Origin of the sequence: Prevotella sp. CAG:255 (genome assembly GCF_000431195.1) — a bacterium.
Classification (GTDB): domain Bacteria; phylum Bacteroidota; class Bacteroidia; order Bacteroidales; family Bacteroidaceae; genus Prevotella; species Prevotella rara.
The window spans coordinates 1-17,256 of sequence record NZ_HF986801.1; the positions used below are offsets into that span (position 1 = coordinate 1).

The window sequence follows — 17,256 nt, forward strand, 5'->3', positions numbered from 1 at the left end:
TCGAATTTATTGATTGGCAACTTGCGGACATTCATATAAAATATATAAACCATGCGGACTGAATACATTAACATCTGAAAACAAATCTCATATGAAGAATAATCACATTGCATTGTATATAGACCTTTTATTCTGCTTAATTATAATGCCATTGACCATAATGCTGCTTCCTGTTGACCGTTGGATTGTGCACAACACGGCCTTCCTGCTCACACTGATAGCCTATATATACATTATTTACTTCATATACCGATGGGTATGCCTACCAAAACTCTTCATGCAGAAAAAATACATACACATAGCCGGCTTACTGATCACTTTAACTGCAACAACATGGCTGTTCACTTATTTTCCTGTACCATCAGACCATACAGGCTCACCACGGCAAATGGAAGCCAGAATGAATATGCGCACACAAACAATATGGTTCTTTTTTCTCATGGTAACCGGATTTTCGCTTGCAATCGAACTGACATTCGAACTATTTAGGCAAATACTGGCAAAACAGGAAATTGCCGCAGAGAAAAACAAAGCAGAACTGGCACTCTATAAAGCACAAATAAATCCACACTTCATGTTCAACACTCTCAATATGCTTTATGCACTTGTACTTTCTGGGTCTGATAAAACAGAATCTGCCTTCGTGAAATTTTCAAATATTCTGAGATACATGTATGCACAAACACATTCCGAAAACATTCCCATAGGACAGGAAATAGAATATATCAGGCAATACACTGATTTGCAGAAACTCAGATTAAACCATCATACAAGGGTTACACTAACAGCCCAAACCGACAACGAAACGACTCCTGTACCATCTATGATATTTATCACTTTTGTAGAGAACGCATTTAAGTATGGCACATCTGCAGACACAGACTGCAACATCCAAATAAACATATGCCTAAAGAACAGTCTGCTAAGTTTCGATACTGTCAACACTATTATAAGACATGTAGATTCAGAGCACGAAGGCATTGGGATAGCCAACTGCAGAAAACGACTTGAACTATTATACCCAGGGCGATACGAACTTGAAAATGGCCCAATAGGAAACGTATATATAGCAAAACTAAAAATACAACTGTGATGAAAAATATAAGTTGCATTGCCATTGACGACGAGCCCATGGCATTGCTCGTTATCGAACAGTTCTGCCAACGTCGCGGCGGCATAGAACTAACGACATACAGCGAACCTCAAAACGGCATAGACGAAATTATAAGAACCAAGCCACAACTTGTGTTTCTTGACATACATATGAGCTGTATAAACGGCCTGGACATAGCGCGTAGCATACCTCACGAAACATGCATTATATTCACAACAGCACATGCTCAGTATGCTCTAGAAGGGTTTAATCTCGATGCCGTAGACTATCTGCACAAACCTTTCGCCTATGAACGTTTCTGCCGTGCTGTAGATAAAGCTATGCGACGAATGAGCACAACCTCAGTAAATCCACAACGCCACATCACAGTAAAACAAGAATACTCAAACGTAAACATTCTGCTAAACGACATCCTCTATATAGAAGCTTTAGGCAATTATGTAAAAATTGTCAAAGTCACAGGAGGAAATGTACTTACACGTACAAACATGAAAACACTAATGCAGATGCTTCCACAAGAAACATTTGTGAGGATTCATCGTTCATACATAGTTCCGTTGAATAAAATTAATAGTTTTACAAGACACAACGTATTCATAAACGGTACAGATTCCCCCTTACCTATAGGCCACCAATACGCAAATGAATTATCGGAGCGCATCCTGCACCATTCTCATCTGATATAGAAATTCTCCGTCAAGCTGCTGTACCATTCTGACCGCGACATATCATCATTATTAATACATTCTTCTGTTTGTTCAATCCTGTCTGCAGGATGCTTACGATATGCCAAAAGATAACGGCTGACGGGCTTACGTGGTATGGTTCTAATGGCACAGATCCTTGAAGGGAAAAGACCTGCCATGGCTGCTTCGGCATCAATGGCCGTGCGCAGTGCGGCTGGTATGACAACAGAGAACTCGCCATCGTCGGCCAATAACCGTGATGCACCGCTCACAAGTTCAGCATGGGTAAGTGTGTCGGCATGACGTGCCATGGCCTTTTGCCCGTCTCTGTTTTTCAGCGAATTGACGAAAAACGGCGGATTGCATACTATAGAACCGAACTGCCCTGCACAGAACTCTTGTAAAGGTTTTTCTATTATGGTTATCCTGTCGCTGAATGCAGAATTATATACATTGATACGCGCTTGTACGACAGCGCCGGCATCAACGTCAATGGCAACAATCTTCCCCGATGGATATCGTTGAGCCATGAACAAGGCAATTAGCCCTGAGCCCGTACCGATATCCAAGATAGTATCGCCACCACGTGCCCATGCTCCAAGCAGCACCCCATCTGTACCCACCTTCATGGCACACCTGGTATGCTCTACTGTAAACTGTTTGAATCTGAAATAATTATTTGACATGATGTTCCAATTATTTGCATCTTATCAGGCTTAAGCCATTAAAGCACTAAAAACATATAAGATGACTGATAGCTTTTATTTTCGCGAATAAAAAAGACGCTTTCGAACGCTCAATATTCGTCCATAACCCCTAAGCCGTCAGCCATCCAAACAATCATTTTTCCAGGTCCTCGATGACACCATGCATAATATGGTATAAGCTTTACAGTGCGATTAGCAGTGTTTATGCGTCCGTCTGGCGTTTGATCCAACAAAGTACCTCTTGCCGTTATCATCTTTATGCCGCCCAAAAGTCCCGGACTGTCGGTCACAGTCATAGAACTGTCAGCGTCGAAAACAAAACGGAATAAATCATAATCATTATCAGCCCATTCTGCACAATACACAAGAGGGCCTCGCTCAACAGCAATACGGCCATGACAGGCAGCAACCTTATCATCCGCCTTCACGATACGAGGCTTCATATCAAAATGTACGTCTATGCGGTCACCACGCTTCCATTTCCTGTCGATGACAAAATATCCGTCAATCAACTCTGCCGCAACATTTATACCATTTACAGCAACAGAATATTTCAGACTCAAGCCATCTGCATAGCTGTAAAGACCACCCGGTGTAACCTGATCGCGTACCCATCCCGGCACTCTTATCCTGATACAGAACTTTCCGGCACTGTTGTTCACGACATTGAGCCGCACATCGCCGTCCCAAGGATAGTTGGTTTCCTCACGCAACACAACCTCACCTTTTCCGACAGAAATAGTCGAAGTGTTGTCTGCAAACAGGTTTACATAAACATCGTTATCCCTTACAGCATACATATATCCTGGTACTGATGGTATAAACCTGCAAAGATTACTAGGACAACATGCACATCCGAACCAAGGCTGACGCTCAAGCGTATTGTCGGCGTTAAACCTGTATTTGCCATCTGAAGCCAGCGGATTGGGATAAAAGAACCTGCCGCCGTCAATGCTCATGCCACTTATAACGCCGTTATACAACGTACGTTCCAGACAGTCTATATATTTTGAATCACCATGCAACATGAACATTCTCTGGTTTAAATACACCATTGCAATGGCCGCACACGTCTCGTTGTACGCCGTAATATTCGGTAGTTCATAATTCCGTCCGAAAGCCTCACCGTCATGCAAGGCTCCCACTCCACCCGTTATATAATACTTTTTAGCAACAATGTTGTTCCATATATCATCTATTGCCTTGATATAGGCCGAATCGCCTGTAAGTGCAGCCACATCTGCCATACCTGAATACATATAGCCCGCACGGACAGCATGACCTACAGCCTCATGTTGTTCTACAACAGGCAGATGGCTCTGACTATAAGAATTTCTGACCTTTGTCTTCCCTCTATAGTCGAGAAAAAACTTTGCCTCGTCAAGATATTTCTTTTCACCCGTGAGTACGTAAAGACGGGCCAATGCCATCTCTGCTATCTGATGTCCTGGCACTACACATGCCTGACCATCAGAAGGTCCAACCTCGCGGACGACACAGTCTGCATAGCGCCGGGCTATATCCAAAAATTTCGTTGAACCTGTAGCCTGATAATGTGCACATGCAGCGTCAACCATGTGGCCAAGATTATACAGCTCGTGGCTCAGCACTTCTTCATTGCTCCAACGCTCCATGCCCGCCCATCTATGCGGATTTTTCGGGTTTATGGTACGCGCGGTATAAAGATATCCGTCGGCTTCCTGCGCAGCAGCTACTATATCAAGCACACTGTCTATATATTCCACAAGTTTTTTATCAGGGAAAGTCTGAAGCACATAACTGGCCCCTTCAATGGTTTTATATACGTCCGTATCGTCAAACGAAAACCCCATAAACGACGACACATCATAACTGTCATCTGGATGAGCAGCCTTAACAAAGTTATCATATCGGCCTTCTGTCTTACATTTACTAAAAGCCAAAGGTATCGTGACATCACGCACAGCCTTTATCCTACTACCCCAAAAAGAATTTTGGCTTATCTTCACAGATGTAAACGGCACCTGTCTTACTGAATAAAAATATTTCTTTATATTTCCGGCAACTCCACGGCAAACCATAGAAGATATAACCAATGAAGCCAATAAAACTCTTTTATTCAACATGGTATATTTAAATAATAACGTATATAAACGAAAAATTATCTTTAATATGCAAAATTAAGTTATTTTATACAGACAGCAATAATATGTTTTTAATTTAACACTAAAAAATGCCGACAACTTAAATATGACATAAAAATTTGTTATGCACCGGCAACCGTAAAATATGACCCTAAAAATCGTAACATTTCACGTGATGAATATTTCGAATCAAACAGTATCAGCCACTATTTTATTCATTTTATAAGAACAGCATCCCTTTTTATTGCAAAATATAAGTAATAGAGTTTTGAAGCAAAACTCAGCCATTTTTGCATGAAAAACGGCAAGTTTCTGAATCAGAAATCAATGGTTTTCCAATCATGATACATATTAATTAAATGAAAATAATTACTGGGTATCAATATTATATCAATTAAAATGAGTAAATTTGCACCCCAATAACGAATTGCAAATTATGAGAAAAGATATAAACAACGCATTTTCTATGATAGCAGACTACGAAGGAGATGTTGCCAAACTTTTTGAAGAGAGCATTGACGGTGACGTACCTGTATTAGCCACAAGAAATTTGGTATTATTTCCGGGAGTAGTTTCGCCGGTGTTGATTGGCAGGATTCAAAGCCTTAACTTGATAAACCATCTAAAAGAAAATCAAAATTCCATATTCGCTATATTTTGTCAGAAAGACTCTGACCAGGAAAATCCGTCTCTGAAAGACTTATACGAAATTGGAGTATATGCCAAGATTATACGTGTATTAGAGATGCCTGGCGCCGGCAACAATCTTACTGTCATTGTACAGGGCCTTGGACGCTGCAACCTCTCTGACATAAAGAAAACCCAACCTTTCATTGTTGGAACGGTAACAAATGCACCGGAAGAAATCCCGTCTTCTGACGACAAGGAGTTTATGGCTGCCGTTGATGACCTTAAGAACACATCAATAGAATATGTTAAGAAAAACGAGGATATACCAGATGAAGCCCAGTTTGCATTACAGAACATCAACAATGCAGTAATACTGTTGAACTTTATCTGTACCAGTCTGCCATTCAGCGTTGAAGAAAAAATAAAGCTCTTAAAGGCCAACTCACTGAAAAACAGAGCATTAAAAATGCTGAAAATAATATATCGCGAGTTGCAGCTATTAGAGATAAAGCATAATATCAGAACTAAGACACGTGAGGATATTGACGAGCAGCAGCGAGAATATTTCCTTCAACAGCAAATCAAAAACATCAAGGAAGAATTAGGCAATGGCGATACTTATCCTGAACGTAAAGAGCTGCTCGAAAAGGCCAAGAATAAAAAATGGCCTGAGGATGTTGCTAAGACTTTCAGCAAAGAATTAGACAAACTTGACATTCTGAATCCGCAAAGTCCGGAATTCAGCGTACAGCTGACATATCTGCAGACCATGGTAAATCTGCCGTGGGAATATTACACCCAAGACGATCTTAACCTTAACCGTGCTGAAAAGATATTGGACAAGGACCATTATGGCATGAAAAAGGTTAAAGAGCGCATCTTGGAATATATGGCTGTGTTAAGTTTAAGAAAGGATCTTAAATCACCGATTATATGTCTTTACGGCCCTCCCGGAGTAGGTAAGACGAGTCTGGGAAAAAGCATAGCCAATGCCATGAAGCGAAAATACGCACGCATATCTCTGGGTGGTCTGCATGATGAAGCTGAAATCAGAGGTCACAGAAGAACGTATATCGGAGCCATGCCCGGCAGAATAATAAAGAACATACAAAAGGCAGGTTCGTCCAATCCTGTATTTATTCTGGATGAAATTGACAAGATTACACAGAACACCGTAAATGGCGATCCCGCATCAGCGCTGCTTGAAGTTCTTGATCCGGAACAGAATCATGCATTCCACGACAACTATCTTGATGTAGACTATGACTTGTCGAAAGTGCTGTTCATTGCAACTGCCAACGATTTGAACACCATTCCGCGCCCACTGCTCGACCGTATGGAATTGATTGAAGTGAGCGGATACATCACAGAAGAGAAGGTTGAGATAGCCAAGAGGCATCTTATACCAAAGGAAAAAGAGAATACAGGCCTGACTGACGAGAAAAAACTTACGTTCAGCAAACAGGCTATTGAGAAAATAATTGAACAATATACAAGAGAAAGCGGAGTAAGACAACTTGAAAAACAAATTAACAAGTCGCTCCGCAAGCTGGCATACCTGAAAGCGAAGGAGGCAACACTGCCATACTATAAGATAACGCCCAAAGAAATTGAGTCGCTATTAGGCAACCCGCCATTCTATCGCGACATATACCAAGGCAACGATTATGCAGGAGTTGTAACCGGTCTTGCATGGACAAGTGTAGGTGGCGAGATATTGTTTATCGAAACGAGCCTGAGCAAAGGAAAGGGTTCTAAGCTCACGCTTACAGGAAACTTGGGAGATGTCATGAAAGAATCTGCCATACTAGCTTTAGAGTATGTAAAAGCCCACGCAGACAAACTTGGCATTGACTATCGTATATTCGACCACTGGAACATACATATACACGTCCCCGAAGGTGCAACGCCTAAAGACGGCCCATCAGCAGGTATTACAATAGCAACATCTCTTGCATCGGCACTTACTCAGAGAAAAGTACGCAAGAATACGGCCATGACAGGAGAAATAACTCTGCGTGGAAAAGTGCTGCCTGTCGGCGGTATCAAAGAAAAGATTCTTGCTGCAAAACGAGCCGGTATAACGGAAATCGTTATGTGCAAAGACAACAAAAAAGATATTGAAGAAATATCACAGGAATATATTGACGGGGTTAATTTCCATTTTGTTGAAAATGTTCAAGATGTCTGGGACTTTGCCCTGACTGACGAGAAAGTAAAGAACCCAGTAACATTTGATATAGAAGATTAAACATATATGTTATTTGAATTACAGCATACAGACACCGGCAGCGATGCACGCGCAGGACTAATAACCACAAGCCACGGACAGATAGAGACTCCGATTTTTATGCCCGTTGGTACATGTGGCAGTGTAAAAGGCGTACATTTCAGTGAACTCAAAGAAGAGGTGCAAGCCCAAATTATCTTGGGCAACACCTATCATTTGTATCTTCGCCCCGGACTTGACATTTTAAAATCTGCCGGTGGACTGCACAAATTCAATACTTGGGACAGACCGATTCTGACTGACAGCGGCGGATTCCAGGTGTTCTCACTTACAGGAATACGCAAGCTCAAAGAAGAGGGCTGCGAATTCCGTTCGCACATTGACGGCTCAAAACACTTTTTTACGCCGGAAAATGTCATGGACACCGAAAGAATTATAGGCGCTGACATCATGATGGCTTTTGACGAGTGTCCTCCCGGCCAAAGCGACTATCAGTATGCCAAGAAAAGCCTAATGCTAACACAAAGATGGCTTGACAGGTGTATCAAACGCTTTAATGAAACCGAACCGCTATATGGATACGAGCAGACCCTGTTCCCCATTGTTCAAGGCTGTACATTCAAGGACCTGCGCCGTGATGCTGCCAAATTTGTTGCAGACAAAGGAGCAGACGGAAATGCTATCGGAGGATTGGCCGTAGGCGAACCGACGGAAGTCATGTACGAGATGATTGAAGTTGTAAACGAGATATTGCCAAAGGACAAGCCAAGATACCTGATGGGAGTTGGCACACCGCAAAATATTCTGGAAGCCATAGAACGCGGAGTTGACATGTTTGATTGTGTCATGCCGACAAGAAACGGCAGGAACGCCATGCTGTTTACATATAATGGTACAATGAACATGCGAAACAAGAAATGGGAAAAAGATTTTTCACCAATCGATCCGGACGGATGTCATGTAGACCAGATATATTCTAAAGCATATTTACATCATCTGTTTAAGGCTCAAGAACTGTTGGCCATGCAGATCGCAAGCATTCACAACCTGGCCTTCTACCTTCGCCTTGTAAAAGATGCACGTAAGCATATAATATCCGGAGATTTCGTTAAATGGAAATCATCGGTAATTGACCAACTTGGCAAACGCATATAACACTTACGATGAAAATTAAGAACATCAGAAGATTTAGGAGAATATTAAAATTATTGAGATGGATGAAAGTTCATCTTAAATGGTTATTCGCCTTATTTTCATGGTTAGGTAAGAAGCTTAACTGGATGAAATACCTCAATCCGTTCAGACATCTGAAGATACTGGATTGGTATATCATAAAGAAGTTTATTGGCACATATTTCTATTCAATTGCTCTCATCATTTCAATTTCCATTGTATTTGATATTAATGAGAACTTGGCAAAGTTCACACAATACCACGCTCCGATTAAAGCTATTGTGTTTGATTATTATATGAACTTTGTGCCATACTTTGCCAACCTGTTCAGTCCGCTGTTCGTTTTTATCGCAGTAATATTCTTCACTTCAAAGCTTGCCGGTAATTCAGAGATTATATCCATGCTTGCCGCTGGTGTAAGTTTTAAGCGACTGATGCGGCCATATATGGTTTCTGCAGCAATCATTTCTGTTATGACATTCTTTTTGGGAGCATATATAATTCCCAAAGGAACCATCATCAGGCAGAACTTCGAATCAATGTATAAAAACAAGAAAAAGATAACAGCTGCAGAAAACGTACAGTTGCAGGTAGGCAAAGGTGTTATTGCCTATATTCAGCATTATGACAATAATCTAAAAAAAGGCTATGGATTCTGTCTTGATAAATTTGAAAACAAGAAACTGGTAAGCCACCTTACTGCAGCCGAAATACAATATGACACAATATCAGATACGAAATATCATTGGAAAGTCAGCAACTGGAGAATACGCCAACTGAAAGGACTACGTGAAACCATTACCAGTGGTGCCAGTAAGGACACAACGATTATGATGGAACCTACAGACCTTGTATTCTCTAAAGGACAGCAGGAAACATTCACCAGCCCGCAACTTAGAGACTACATAACCAAACAGATTGACCGTGGTTCTGGAAACGTTGTGCAATATGAAGTGGAATACCATAAACGTATTGCAACGTCATTTGCTTCATTTATTCTAGCAACTATAGGTCTTTCATTATCATCAAGAAAAAGAAAAGGCGGCATGGGAATGTATCTTGGCATAGGACTGGCCCTCAGCTTTACATACATCATGTTACAGACAGTTTCTGCAACATTTGCGATAAACGCAAATACCCCTCCAATGCTAGCTGCATGGATTCCGAATATAGTTTTCACAATAGTGGCATATTTCTGCTACCGTAAAGCCCCTAATTAATAAATATGGATTTTTACAATTTAGATTTAAGCGATAACACCCTTGATGCAATCGACGACATGAGGTGGACAACATGTACGCCCATACAGGAAGAGTGCATCCCCGAAATACTTGAAGGAAAAGATGTTCTTGGAATAGCCCAAACCGGAACTGGCAAAACTGCGGCATACCTTCTTCCTATATTGAGCCGTCTTGACGAAGAAAATTTCCCGGCCGACTCAATAAATTGTGTAATTATGAGTCCAACAAGAGAACTCGCACAACAAATTGATCAGGCTATGCAAGGATTCTCTTATTATATGGAGGATGTAAGCAGTGTTGCTGTATATGGAGGAAACGACGGCAACAGATATGAGCAAGAGAGTCGTAGCATGAAAATGGGTGCAGACATAATAATTGCAACACCCGGCCGCCTCATAAGCCACATAACGATGGGAAACGTCGATTTCAGTAAGGTGTCTTTCTTTGTATTGGATGAGGCAGACAGAATGCTTGACATGGGTTTTTACGATGATATTCTGTCAATAACAAAGCTGTTGCCGAAGACATGTCAGGTAATAATGTTCTCAGCTACGATGCCGAACAAAATAGAGGAATTGGCTAAAACAATATTAAAGAATCCGACTATTATAAAATTAGCAGTAAATAAACCAGCTGAAAAAATAAAGCAGATTGCATGTGTCTGTCATGAAAATCAAAAGCTAGGCGTTTTAAAGGATATATTCAAAAAATACGGGCATAAGAGAGTTATCATATTCTCAAGCTCAAAACTGAAAGTAAAAGACATAAACAAGACACTCAGATCAATACATATTAATAGCGGAGAAATGCATTCAGACCTCTCACAAAGCGAAAGAGATGAGGTTATGTTTATGTTTAAAAGTGGACAAATTGATGTGCTTGTTGCCACTGATATTGTTGCAAGAGGTATTGATATTGATGACATATCAATGGTCATCAATTATGATGTGCCTCATGACTCTGAGGATTACGTACACCGAATTGGGCGTACTGCAAGAGCAGACCATGACGGAATTGCCATCACTCTTGTAAGAGGCAAAGAAGTATCTTGGTTTATGCAAATCGAAAAATTCCTCGGATATGAAGTTGAAAAAATGCCTCTGCCAAAAGGATTAGGCAAGGCTCCGGAATATAAGATAATAAAACCTAAAGGTAAAAATACCAGAAAGCGTGGCGACAAACCATCAAATAACAGAAAAAGGCCTAGAAGACGCAAATCTAAAGAACAGCATAAGTGAGCAAACAATTACAGAAAGTTCTATAATAAACACTCACATTCCTATTTCTAAAGATATTTTTTGCAGTTATTATCCCAGTTGAATCATTTCCATCAACAGATAATAACTGCATTTTGTTAAAAGTCAGGTTATCCTCTGGAAACAGTTTATACATAGTTTCTTTTGCACACCAATGCATCAGTAACTTAACCTGTGATGACGCATTTTCATCATCACGCATAAACTTACTCCTTATTCGTTCTATTCTATTGCTGAAATATTCAATATCAACAGAAACTTGCTTACTATGAGAAACGATAATTACAGCAAAGCCACGTGTATGGCTTATGCTAATATTCATACCAGAAGACAAATATGGCATTCCGTTATCCTGATGCAAAAGCTGTACGTTATCACCAATAATTTCTTTTATCAATAAACTCACCGCTAACACTTCGCACTTTCTTTGCTCTGATTTATACAAAGCATTAAATTCACTACGCGAGCTCTCTACATATGGCGATAAAGCCCAAAAATCATCAGAGGATTCACTAATAGCCCAAATACCCAATCTGACATCAGGAAATATTTCCTCGTTTAAGAACAACGGCATATATAATATCTTTTGATATCCTTAAATATATAGCCTTCAAATTATAAAAGACGAAATATTAAATTAACAACCAAAACTAGAATGGTGCATCATCATCTTCATTATTAGTAGCAGATGAAATTGCCGTTGACTGATTTGTTTCCTTTGCAGATTTTGGTGTTAACAGTTCCATATTATCGGCATAAACTTCAGTTACGTAATGTCTAAGTCCTTTTGCATCATCATAAGTACGATAATGTATACGGCCCTCTATATAAAGTTTATCTCCCTTATGGACATACTTTTCGACAATCTTGGCCAATCCCCGTGAAAGTACTACATTATGCCAGTCTGTTCTGTCTGGAACTTGTGTTCCATTTGGTAATGTATACCCACGTTCTGTTGTTGCTAATGGAAACGTAGCAACGGCCTGATCGTGATCATAATAACGCACGACAGGTTCTTTACCAACATTACCGATAAGCATTACTTTATTCATAGCTCTACTTCCAAAGACCTAAATACTTAAATTTAAAGTTCTTTCCCTTAGCCGACGGAAACTGACTACGACTGTCAACGCGTCCACGAAGATGTTCAACAATTCTATTATAGCAGTCCAAGCCAGAAACAGCTTTACAGCTGGCTACAAAATGTGTATCACGATATTCGTGCTTTCCTGTAATGGGCACCAATACAACACGTTTAAAGTCTAATGAACCTTCATACCAACCAGGTCTCTCCTCATTAAGACGGGCTATAGTCGGAGAAACATTATCACGTTGGTCATCAGCTGCACTAATATTTGAACGTAAAGCTTTTTTCTGCTTAAAATCTAACATTGTAGCAGCCTCTGTTTTGATTATAATAAAATAAACTCTTGGTCTTATTTTATATCGTTTGGGATAATAAACATCGCTTGCAACATATTCACGAATGTCATTCTCCAAATCAGGATTCATACCGACCTCCTCAATTGAAGCCAAAAAGGCAATAGCATCATCAACATTATTTACTAATGTCTCTTTATCAAAATATCGCAAATATAAATTCATGATTGATTGTATTTTTCTTTTTTAATATGAGCGGAAAACGGGACTCGGACCCGCGACCCCGACCTTGGCAAGGTCGTGCTCTACCAACTGAGCTATTTCCGCAAAAAGACCAAAAAAGATTGGTGAAGAGGAGGAGACTCGAACTCCCACGAAACAATTTTCACTACCCCCTCAAAGTAGCGCGTCTACCAATTCCGCCACCTCTCCATCATAAAATCATTCTGAATAAACAATGTGCCCAGAACAGGACTCGAACCTGCACGTCGTGAAACACACGCACCTGAAACGTGCGCGTCTACCAATTCCGCCACCTGGGCAATACAATAGGAAAATATTTCCAAGTGTCATTTATTCAGAATGTGCGAGCGGAAAACGGGACTCGGACCCGCGACCCCGACCTTGGCAAGGTCGTGCTCTACCAACTGAGCTATTTCCGCTTATTCCTTTTAGTGAGGAGCATTTCTCTAAATGCGGTGCAAAGATACCGCTTTTTTTGAAACTCACAAAATTTTTCGGACTTTTTTTTCAAAAAAATCGTTTTTTTCTTCAATCCATACGATTTAAGTAGTCTTCATACGTGAATTTCCTCAATATTTCAAACTCTCCATTTGTATGCATAATGGCTATAGAAGGATGGGTGATTCCGTTAAACATATTAGTTTTTACCGTTGTATAATGCAACATATCTTCAAATATGACATTATCTCCTATTTTTAATTCATTATGAAACCGCCAACATCCCATAAAGTCACCAGACAAGCAACTATTGCCACCCAACCTATACACATTATCGTCGTCAAGCGAACATTTCATATTTACATTCTCTATAATCTCTGCCCCTCTAACAACAGGCATATATGGCATTTCCAGGCAATCTGGCATATGACAAGTGAAACTGACATTTAAAATAGCCGTTTTTATACCTTTGTCTTCAACCAAATCTACTACTTGAGCCACAAGACATCCTGTCTGCCATCCAAAAGCACTTCCTGGCTCCAATATAATCTTCAGCAAAGGATACCTGTCATGGAATCTATTCAAAGTATCAATCAAAAGATCCACGTCATAATCTTTTCGCGTCATCAAATGCCCGCCGCCGAAATTAATCCATTCAATCTGCCCAAACCATTTTGAGAATTTATCTTCAATATGTCTTAATGTACGTAAAAAGACATCAGCCCCACTCTCACAGTGACAATGACAATGAAAGCCCTTAATATCATCAGGTAGAACTTCAGGCATCTTATCTGCGGTAATGCCAAAACGAGTACCGGGCGAACAAGGATTATACAAATCCGTGCCGATTTCAGAATATTCAGGGTTAATCCTCAAACCAAAGTTCAAATCTGGATTCACTTCTTTTGCCTTTTTCCCATAACGTGAATATTGTGACAGGGAATTAAAAGTTAGAAAACTTGAACATCTCGAGATATCCTCTATTTCATAATCCGTATAAGCAGGAGAATACGTATGCGCCTTTGTTCCAAACTTTTCATAAGCCATACGCGCCTCATAAAGAGAACTTGCCGTTGTTGCCTTTATATATTCTCTAAAGATAGGGAACGTCTTCCATAAAGCATAAGCCTTGAACGCGAGTATTATTTCAACGTTGGCTTTTTCTGCAACACTTTTTATCAGTTCCAGATTTCCACGCAGGCGCTTTTCTTCTAATATATAATAAGGAGTACTCAATCCTTCAAACGTATTTAAATCAAATGTCATACTAAGAATTTATTTTTTGTCCGCAAACTTACACATTTTTTTTCATTCAGTACCATTTATAATAAAGATTTCGTACTCATCACCCCCATCCAAAACTATTATTCTGCAAAATCAATCAAACAATACCTTCATCACACGCCTCAACAAGATATATTAATGCTAAATACAATTGAATTACGCTAATGTCCAAAAGTATTTTCCGAGCCTATTCGTTTAATCACAATTACTCCAAATGCCGCACAAATAATATATGTCAAGAATAATTATTTGTCGAAAAAATACATTCTTCATTTTTATTGCATTATAGATTGTAGGTTTGGCTTTTTTTTTATACATTTGCATTTGAAAAAAAGAAATAAACGATGAAACTCGTTATAATGACTCAACCTACGTTTTTTGTAGAAGAAGACAAGATCCTGACAACTCTTTTCGATGAAGGGATGGACAACTTGCACCTATACAAACCGGGAGCATCACCAATGTATTCCGAACGCCTGCTCTCGCTTTTACCGGAAGCTTATTACAACAAAATAACCGTCCATGACCATTATTATTTAAAAAATGAATATGGTCTTGCCGGCATACATATCGACAATAAAGAAAAAGAAATTCCCAAAGACTATAAAGGAAAATTCAGCAGAACGTGTACAAGCATAAACGATCTCTATGAAATAAAGAAAAAAGCTGAATATGTGTTTTTATACAATGTGTTTGACAACCATAACAAAAATGCTGAAGATAAACTCATTGCATATAAAGACATAGAAGGCGCAGCGAAAAAGGGACTCATCGACAAACACGTTTACGCTTTAGGAGGCATCAGCTTGGAAAACATAAAAGCCGCTAAAGACCTTGGATTCGGCGGTGTTGTCATATGCAATGACCTATGGAACAAGTTTGACATCCACAATGAATTGGATTATAAAGATTTAATAAACCATTTTGAGAAATTAAAAAAAGCTGTATCATAATAAATAATAAAACAAAAGACAGAAATGAGTGCCAAAAACTCTTTTATGGTATTTTCTGGAACAAACACCAGGTACCTGGCAGAAAAAATCTGCCAAAGCCTTGATTGTCCGCTAGGCAATCTTCTTATTACTAAATTCTCTGATGGAGAATTTGCCGTATCGTATGAAGAATCTATACGTGGACGCGACGTGTTCTTAGTCCAAAGCACATTCCCCAACTCTGACAACCTAATGGAATTGTTGCTTATGATAGACGCTGCCAAACGTGCTTCTGCCAAAAGCATAAATGCTGTCATCCCATATTTCGGCTGGGCACGTCAGGACAGAAAGGACAAGCCGCGTGTAAGCATTGGTGCCAAATTGGTGGCAGACCTTCTCGGAGTAGCAGGTATCGACAGACTCATTACAATGGATCTTCATGCAGATCAGATACAAGGATTCTTCGATGTTCCAGTGGATCACCTATATGCGTCAGGTGTAATACTCCCATACCTTCAGAGCCTAAAACTTGAAGACATGGTCATTGCATCTCCAGATGTAGGCGGAAGTAAACGTGCTAATACTTACGCTAAATACTTTGGATGTCCTCTTGTTTTATGTAACAAAACACGCGCAAGAGCAAATGTTGTTGAAAGCATGCAGATTATCGGTGACGTCAAGGACAAGAACGTAATTATCATTGACGACATGGTAGACACTGCAGGCACAATAACAAAAGCTGCAGACATAATGAAAAAAGCTGGTGCAAAAAGCGTCAGAGCATGCGCTTCGCATTGTGTAATGAGTGGCCCTGCAAGCGAAAGAGTTCAGAACTCCGCACTCGAAGAAATGGTTTTCACTGACTCTATACCATATTCTAACAGATGTGCAAAAGTAAAACAGCTCTCTGTTGCAGACATGTTTGCAGAAACAATCAGAAGAGTCGTAAACAACGAAAGCATCAGTTCGCAATATTTAGTATAATAAGTATGAAAATATTTCGACAGATAACATTTTCAACCATTATAATTATGTTTTTGACAGCGTGCCATTCACAAAAGAATGGCACGCCTCAAAACGACAATACGTCCAACGATACAGAAATCAGCGAACAGAAAGAAAGCGAAACACAGTCTGAACAAATCAGCTTCGTAATGGAAGACATCAATGGTAATCAGGTATCTGTAAAAGACGTATTTTCAAAAAACAAAATAACAATCATTGACTTCTGGGCAAGTTGGTGCGGTCCATGTAGACAAGAAATGCCTAATTTAGTAAATACATATAATAAATATAAAGAACAAGGATTGGGTATTGTCGGTGTCTCTCTTGATGAAGACAAAGAGCAATGGAAAGACGCCGTAAAAGAAATGGACATGACCTGGATCCAATTGTCCGACCTTAAGGGTTGGGGCAACAGTGCCGCTCAGATGTATGGAATACAGGCCATCCCATTCACTATAATTGTTGACAAAAAAGGAAATGTTTTAAACATCGGACTGAGAGGGGAAGCACTTGAAAGCTTCGTACATAATTATATAAATAGCACAAAATAATATTGCAATATTATTTTGTGCTATTTATATCAAGGTAAAGACACAATCATCAAGCGTACTATACATAAATACTCTTAACCTCAGATTAAGGCAACAGTTAGCGTTTACGCTATTTGTCAAACATTCACACACATAGACATAAAACAAAAAAGACAAATGAAAGATACTTTTTGCTCTGTCTTCTGCCCTAACATGAGTTTATATTCAATACCGCATTTTCAAAGATTATTTTACCTAACGACCCTCTAATTAGAGACAAATTG

14 protein-coding genes, 4 tRNA genes and 1 pseudogene are annotated in these 17,256 nt (G+C 39.7%); 9 read left to right on the top strand and 10 right to left on the bottom strand.

Annotation, left to right across the window (positions count from 1 at the left end; all coding sequences use genetic code 11):
- Positions 1-91: 91 nt before the first annotated feature.
- Complete coding sequence (locus tag QVO66_RS05360; protein ID WP_021854390.1) at positions 92-1,093, top strand: sensor histidine kinase; 1,002 nt, start codon at positions 92-94, stop codon at positions 1,091-1,093.
- Positions 1,093-1,800, top strand: coding sequence for a LytR/AlgR family response regulator transcription factor (locus tag QVO66_RS05365; RefSeq protein ID WP_021854391.1), 708 nt, complete (start codon positions 1,093-1,095; stop codon positions 1,798-1,800). Before QVO66_RS05360 ends, QVO66_RS05365 begins: the two co-directional genes overlap by 1 nt.
- On the opposite strand, the gene QVO66_RS05370 is transcribed toward QVO66_RS05365, so the two are convergent.
- Together QVO66_RS05370 and QVO66_RS05375 are read right to left on the bottom strand one after the other, a co-directional pair.
- Positions 1,788-2,486, bottom strand: a complete 699-nt coding sequence (locus tag QVO66_RS05370) for a tRNA1(Val) (adenine(37)-N6)-methyltransferase (RefSeq protein WP_021854392.1) — start codon at positions 2,484-2,486, stop codon at positions 1,788-1,790. The two genes, QVO66_RS05365 and QVO66_RS05370, sit on opposite strands and share 13 nt — an antisense overlap.
- Before the next feature lie 110 nt (positions 2,487-2,596).
- On the bottom strand, positions 2,597-4,567 hold the full coding sequence (locus QVO66_RS05375) for a glycoside hydrolase family 127 protein (RefSeq protein ID WP_288172650.1): 1,971 nt from the start codon (positions 4,565-4,567) through the stop codon (positions 2,597-2,599).
- Between the two features lie 499 nt (positions 4,568-5,066).
- On the opposite strand from QVO66_RS05375, the gene lon reads away from it, so the two are divergent.
- The 4 genes and pseudogenes from lon to QVO66_RS05395 all read left to right on the top strand — a co-directional run.
- Entirely contained in the window at positions 5,067-7,511 is a 2,445-nt protein-coding gene (gene lon, locus QVO66_RS05380) for an endopeptidase La (RefSeq protein ID WP_288172624.1), read from the top strand.
- Positions 7,512-7,517: 6 nt separating this feature from the next.
- Positions 7,518-8,645: a tRNA guanosine(34) transglycosylase Tgt gene (gene tgt / locus QVO66_RS05385; protein ID WP_021854395.1), complete on the top strand. Its 1,128-nt coding sequence runs from the start codon at positions 7,518-7,520 to the stop codon at positions 8,643-8,645.
- Positions 8,646-8,653: 8 nt separating this feature from the next.
- On the top strand, positions 8,654-9,883 hold the full coding sequence (locus QVO66_RS05390; RefSeq protein ID WP_053398071.1) for an LptF/LptG family permease: 1,230 nt from the start codon (positions 8,654-8,656) through the stop codon (positions 9,881-9,883).
- Positions 9,884-9,888: 5 nt separating this feature from the next.
- A pseudogene (locus QVO66_RS05395) lies at positions 9,889-11,133 on the top strand (DEAD/DEAH box helicase); the annotation flags it as partial.
- Here QVO66_RS05395 and QVO66_RS13635 read toward each other — a convergent pair.
- From QVO66_RS13635 to nspC, 8 genes are all read right to left on the bottom strand, one after another.
- Complete coding sequence (locus QVO66_RS13635; protein ID WP_021854398.1) at positions 11,123-11,734, bottom strand: 4'-phosphopantetheinyl transferase family protein; 612 nt, start codon at positions 11,732-11,734, stop codon at positions 11,123-11,125. The pseudogene QVO66_RS05395 and the gene QVO66_RS13635 sit on opposite strands and share 11 nt — an antisense overlap.
- A 76-nt stretch (positions 11,735-11,810) precedes the next feature.
- Positions 11,811-12,212, bottom strand: a complete 402-nt coding sequence (locus tag QVO66_RS05405; RefSeq protein WP_053398068.1) for a single-stranded DNA-binding protein — start codon at positions 12,210-12,212, stop codon at positions 11,811-11,813.
- Between the two features lie 4 nt (positions 12,213-12,216).
- Positions 12,217-12,765 (bottom strand): hypothetical protein, encoded by a 549-nt coding sequence (locus QVO66_RS05410; protein ID WP_021854400.1) that lies wholly within the window; start codon positions 12,763-12,765, stop codon positions 12,217-12,219.
- A gap of 29 nt (positions 12,766-12,794) precedes the next feature.
- Positions 12,795-12,867, bottom strand: a tRNA-Gly gene (locus tag QVO66_RS05415).
- Positions 12,868-12,885: 18 nt separating this feature from the next.
- Positions 12,886-12,972 (bottom strand) — tRNA-Leu (locus tag QVO66_RS05420).
- A gap of 28 nt (positions 12,973-13,000) precedes the next feature.
- Positions 13,001-13,082 (bottom strand) — tRNA-Leu (locus QVO66_RS05425).
- Between the two features lie 47 nt (positions 13,083-13,129).
- Positions 13,130-13,202: transfer RNA gene (locus tag QVO66_RS05430), tRNA-Gly, on the bottom strand.
- A 109-nt stretch (positions 13,203-13,311) separates the two neighbouring features.
- Positions 13,312-14,487 carry a carboxynorspermidine decarboxylase gene (gene nspC / locus QVO66_RS05435; protein ID WP_021854401.1) on the bottom strand — a complete coding sequence of 392 codons (1,176 nt, stop codon included), beginning with the start codon at positions 14,485-14,487 and terminating at the stop codon, positions 13,312-13,314.
- A 362-nt stretch (positions 14,488-14,849) separates the two neighbouring features.
- Between nspC and QVO66_RS05440 the strand changes: the two genes are divergently transcribed.
- From QVO66_RS05440 to QVO66_RS05450, 3 genes are read left to right on the top strand one after another with little or no spacing between them, the layout of a single operon-like run.
- On the top strand, positions 14,850-15,458 hold the full coding sequence (locus QVO66_RS05440; protein ID WP_021854402.1) for a thiamine phosphate synthase: 609 nt from the start codon (positions 14,850-14,852) through the stop codon (positions 15,456-15,458).
- Positions 15,459-15,482: 24 nt separating this feature from the next.
- Positions 15,483-16,421, top strand: a complete 939-nt coding sequence (locus QVO66_RS05445; RefSeq protein WP_021854403.1) for a ribose-phosphate pyrophosphokinase — start codon at positions 15,483-15,485, stop codon at positions 16,419-16,421.
- A gap of 5 nt (positions 16,422-16,426) precedes the next feature.
- On the top strand, positions 16,427-16,993 hold the full coding sequence (locus QVO66_RS05450) for a TlpA family protein disulfide reductase (protein WP_021854404.1): 567 nt from the start codon (positions 16,427-16,429) through the stop codon (positions 16,991-16,993).
- Positions 16,994-17,256 lie beyond the last annotated feature (263 nt).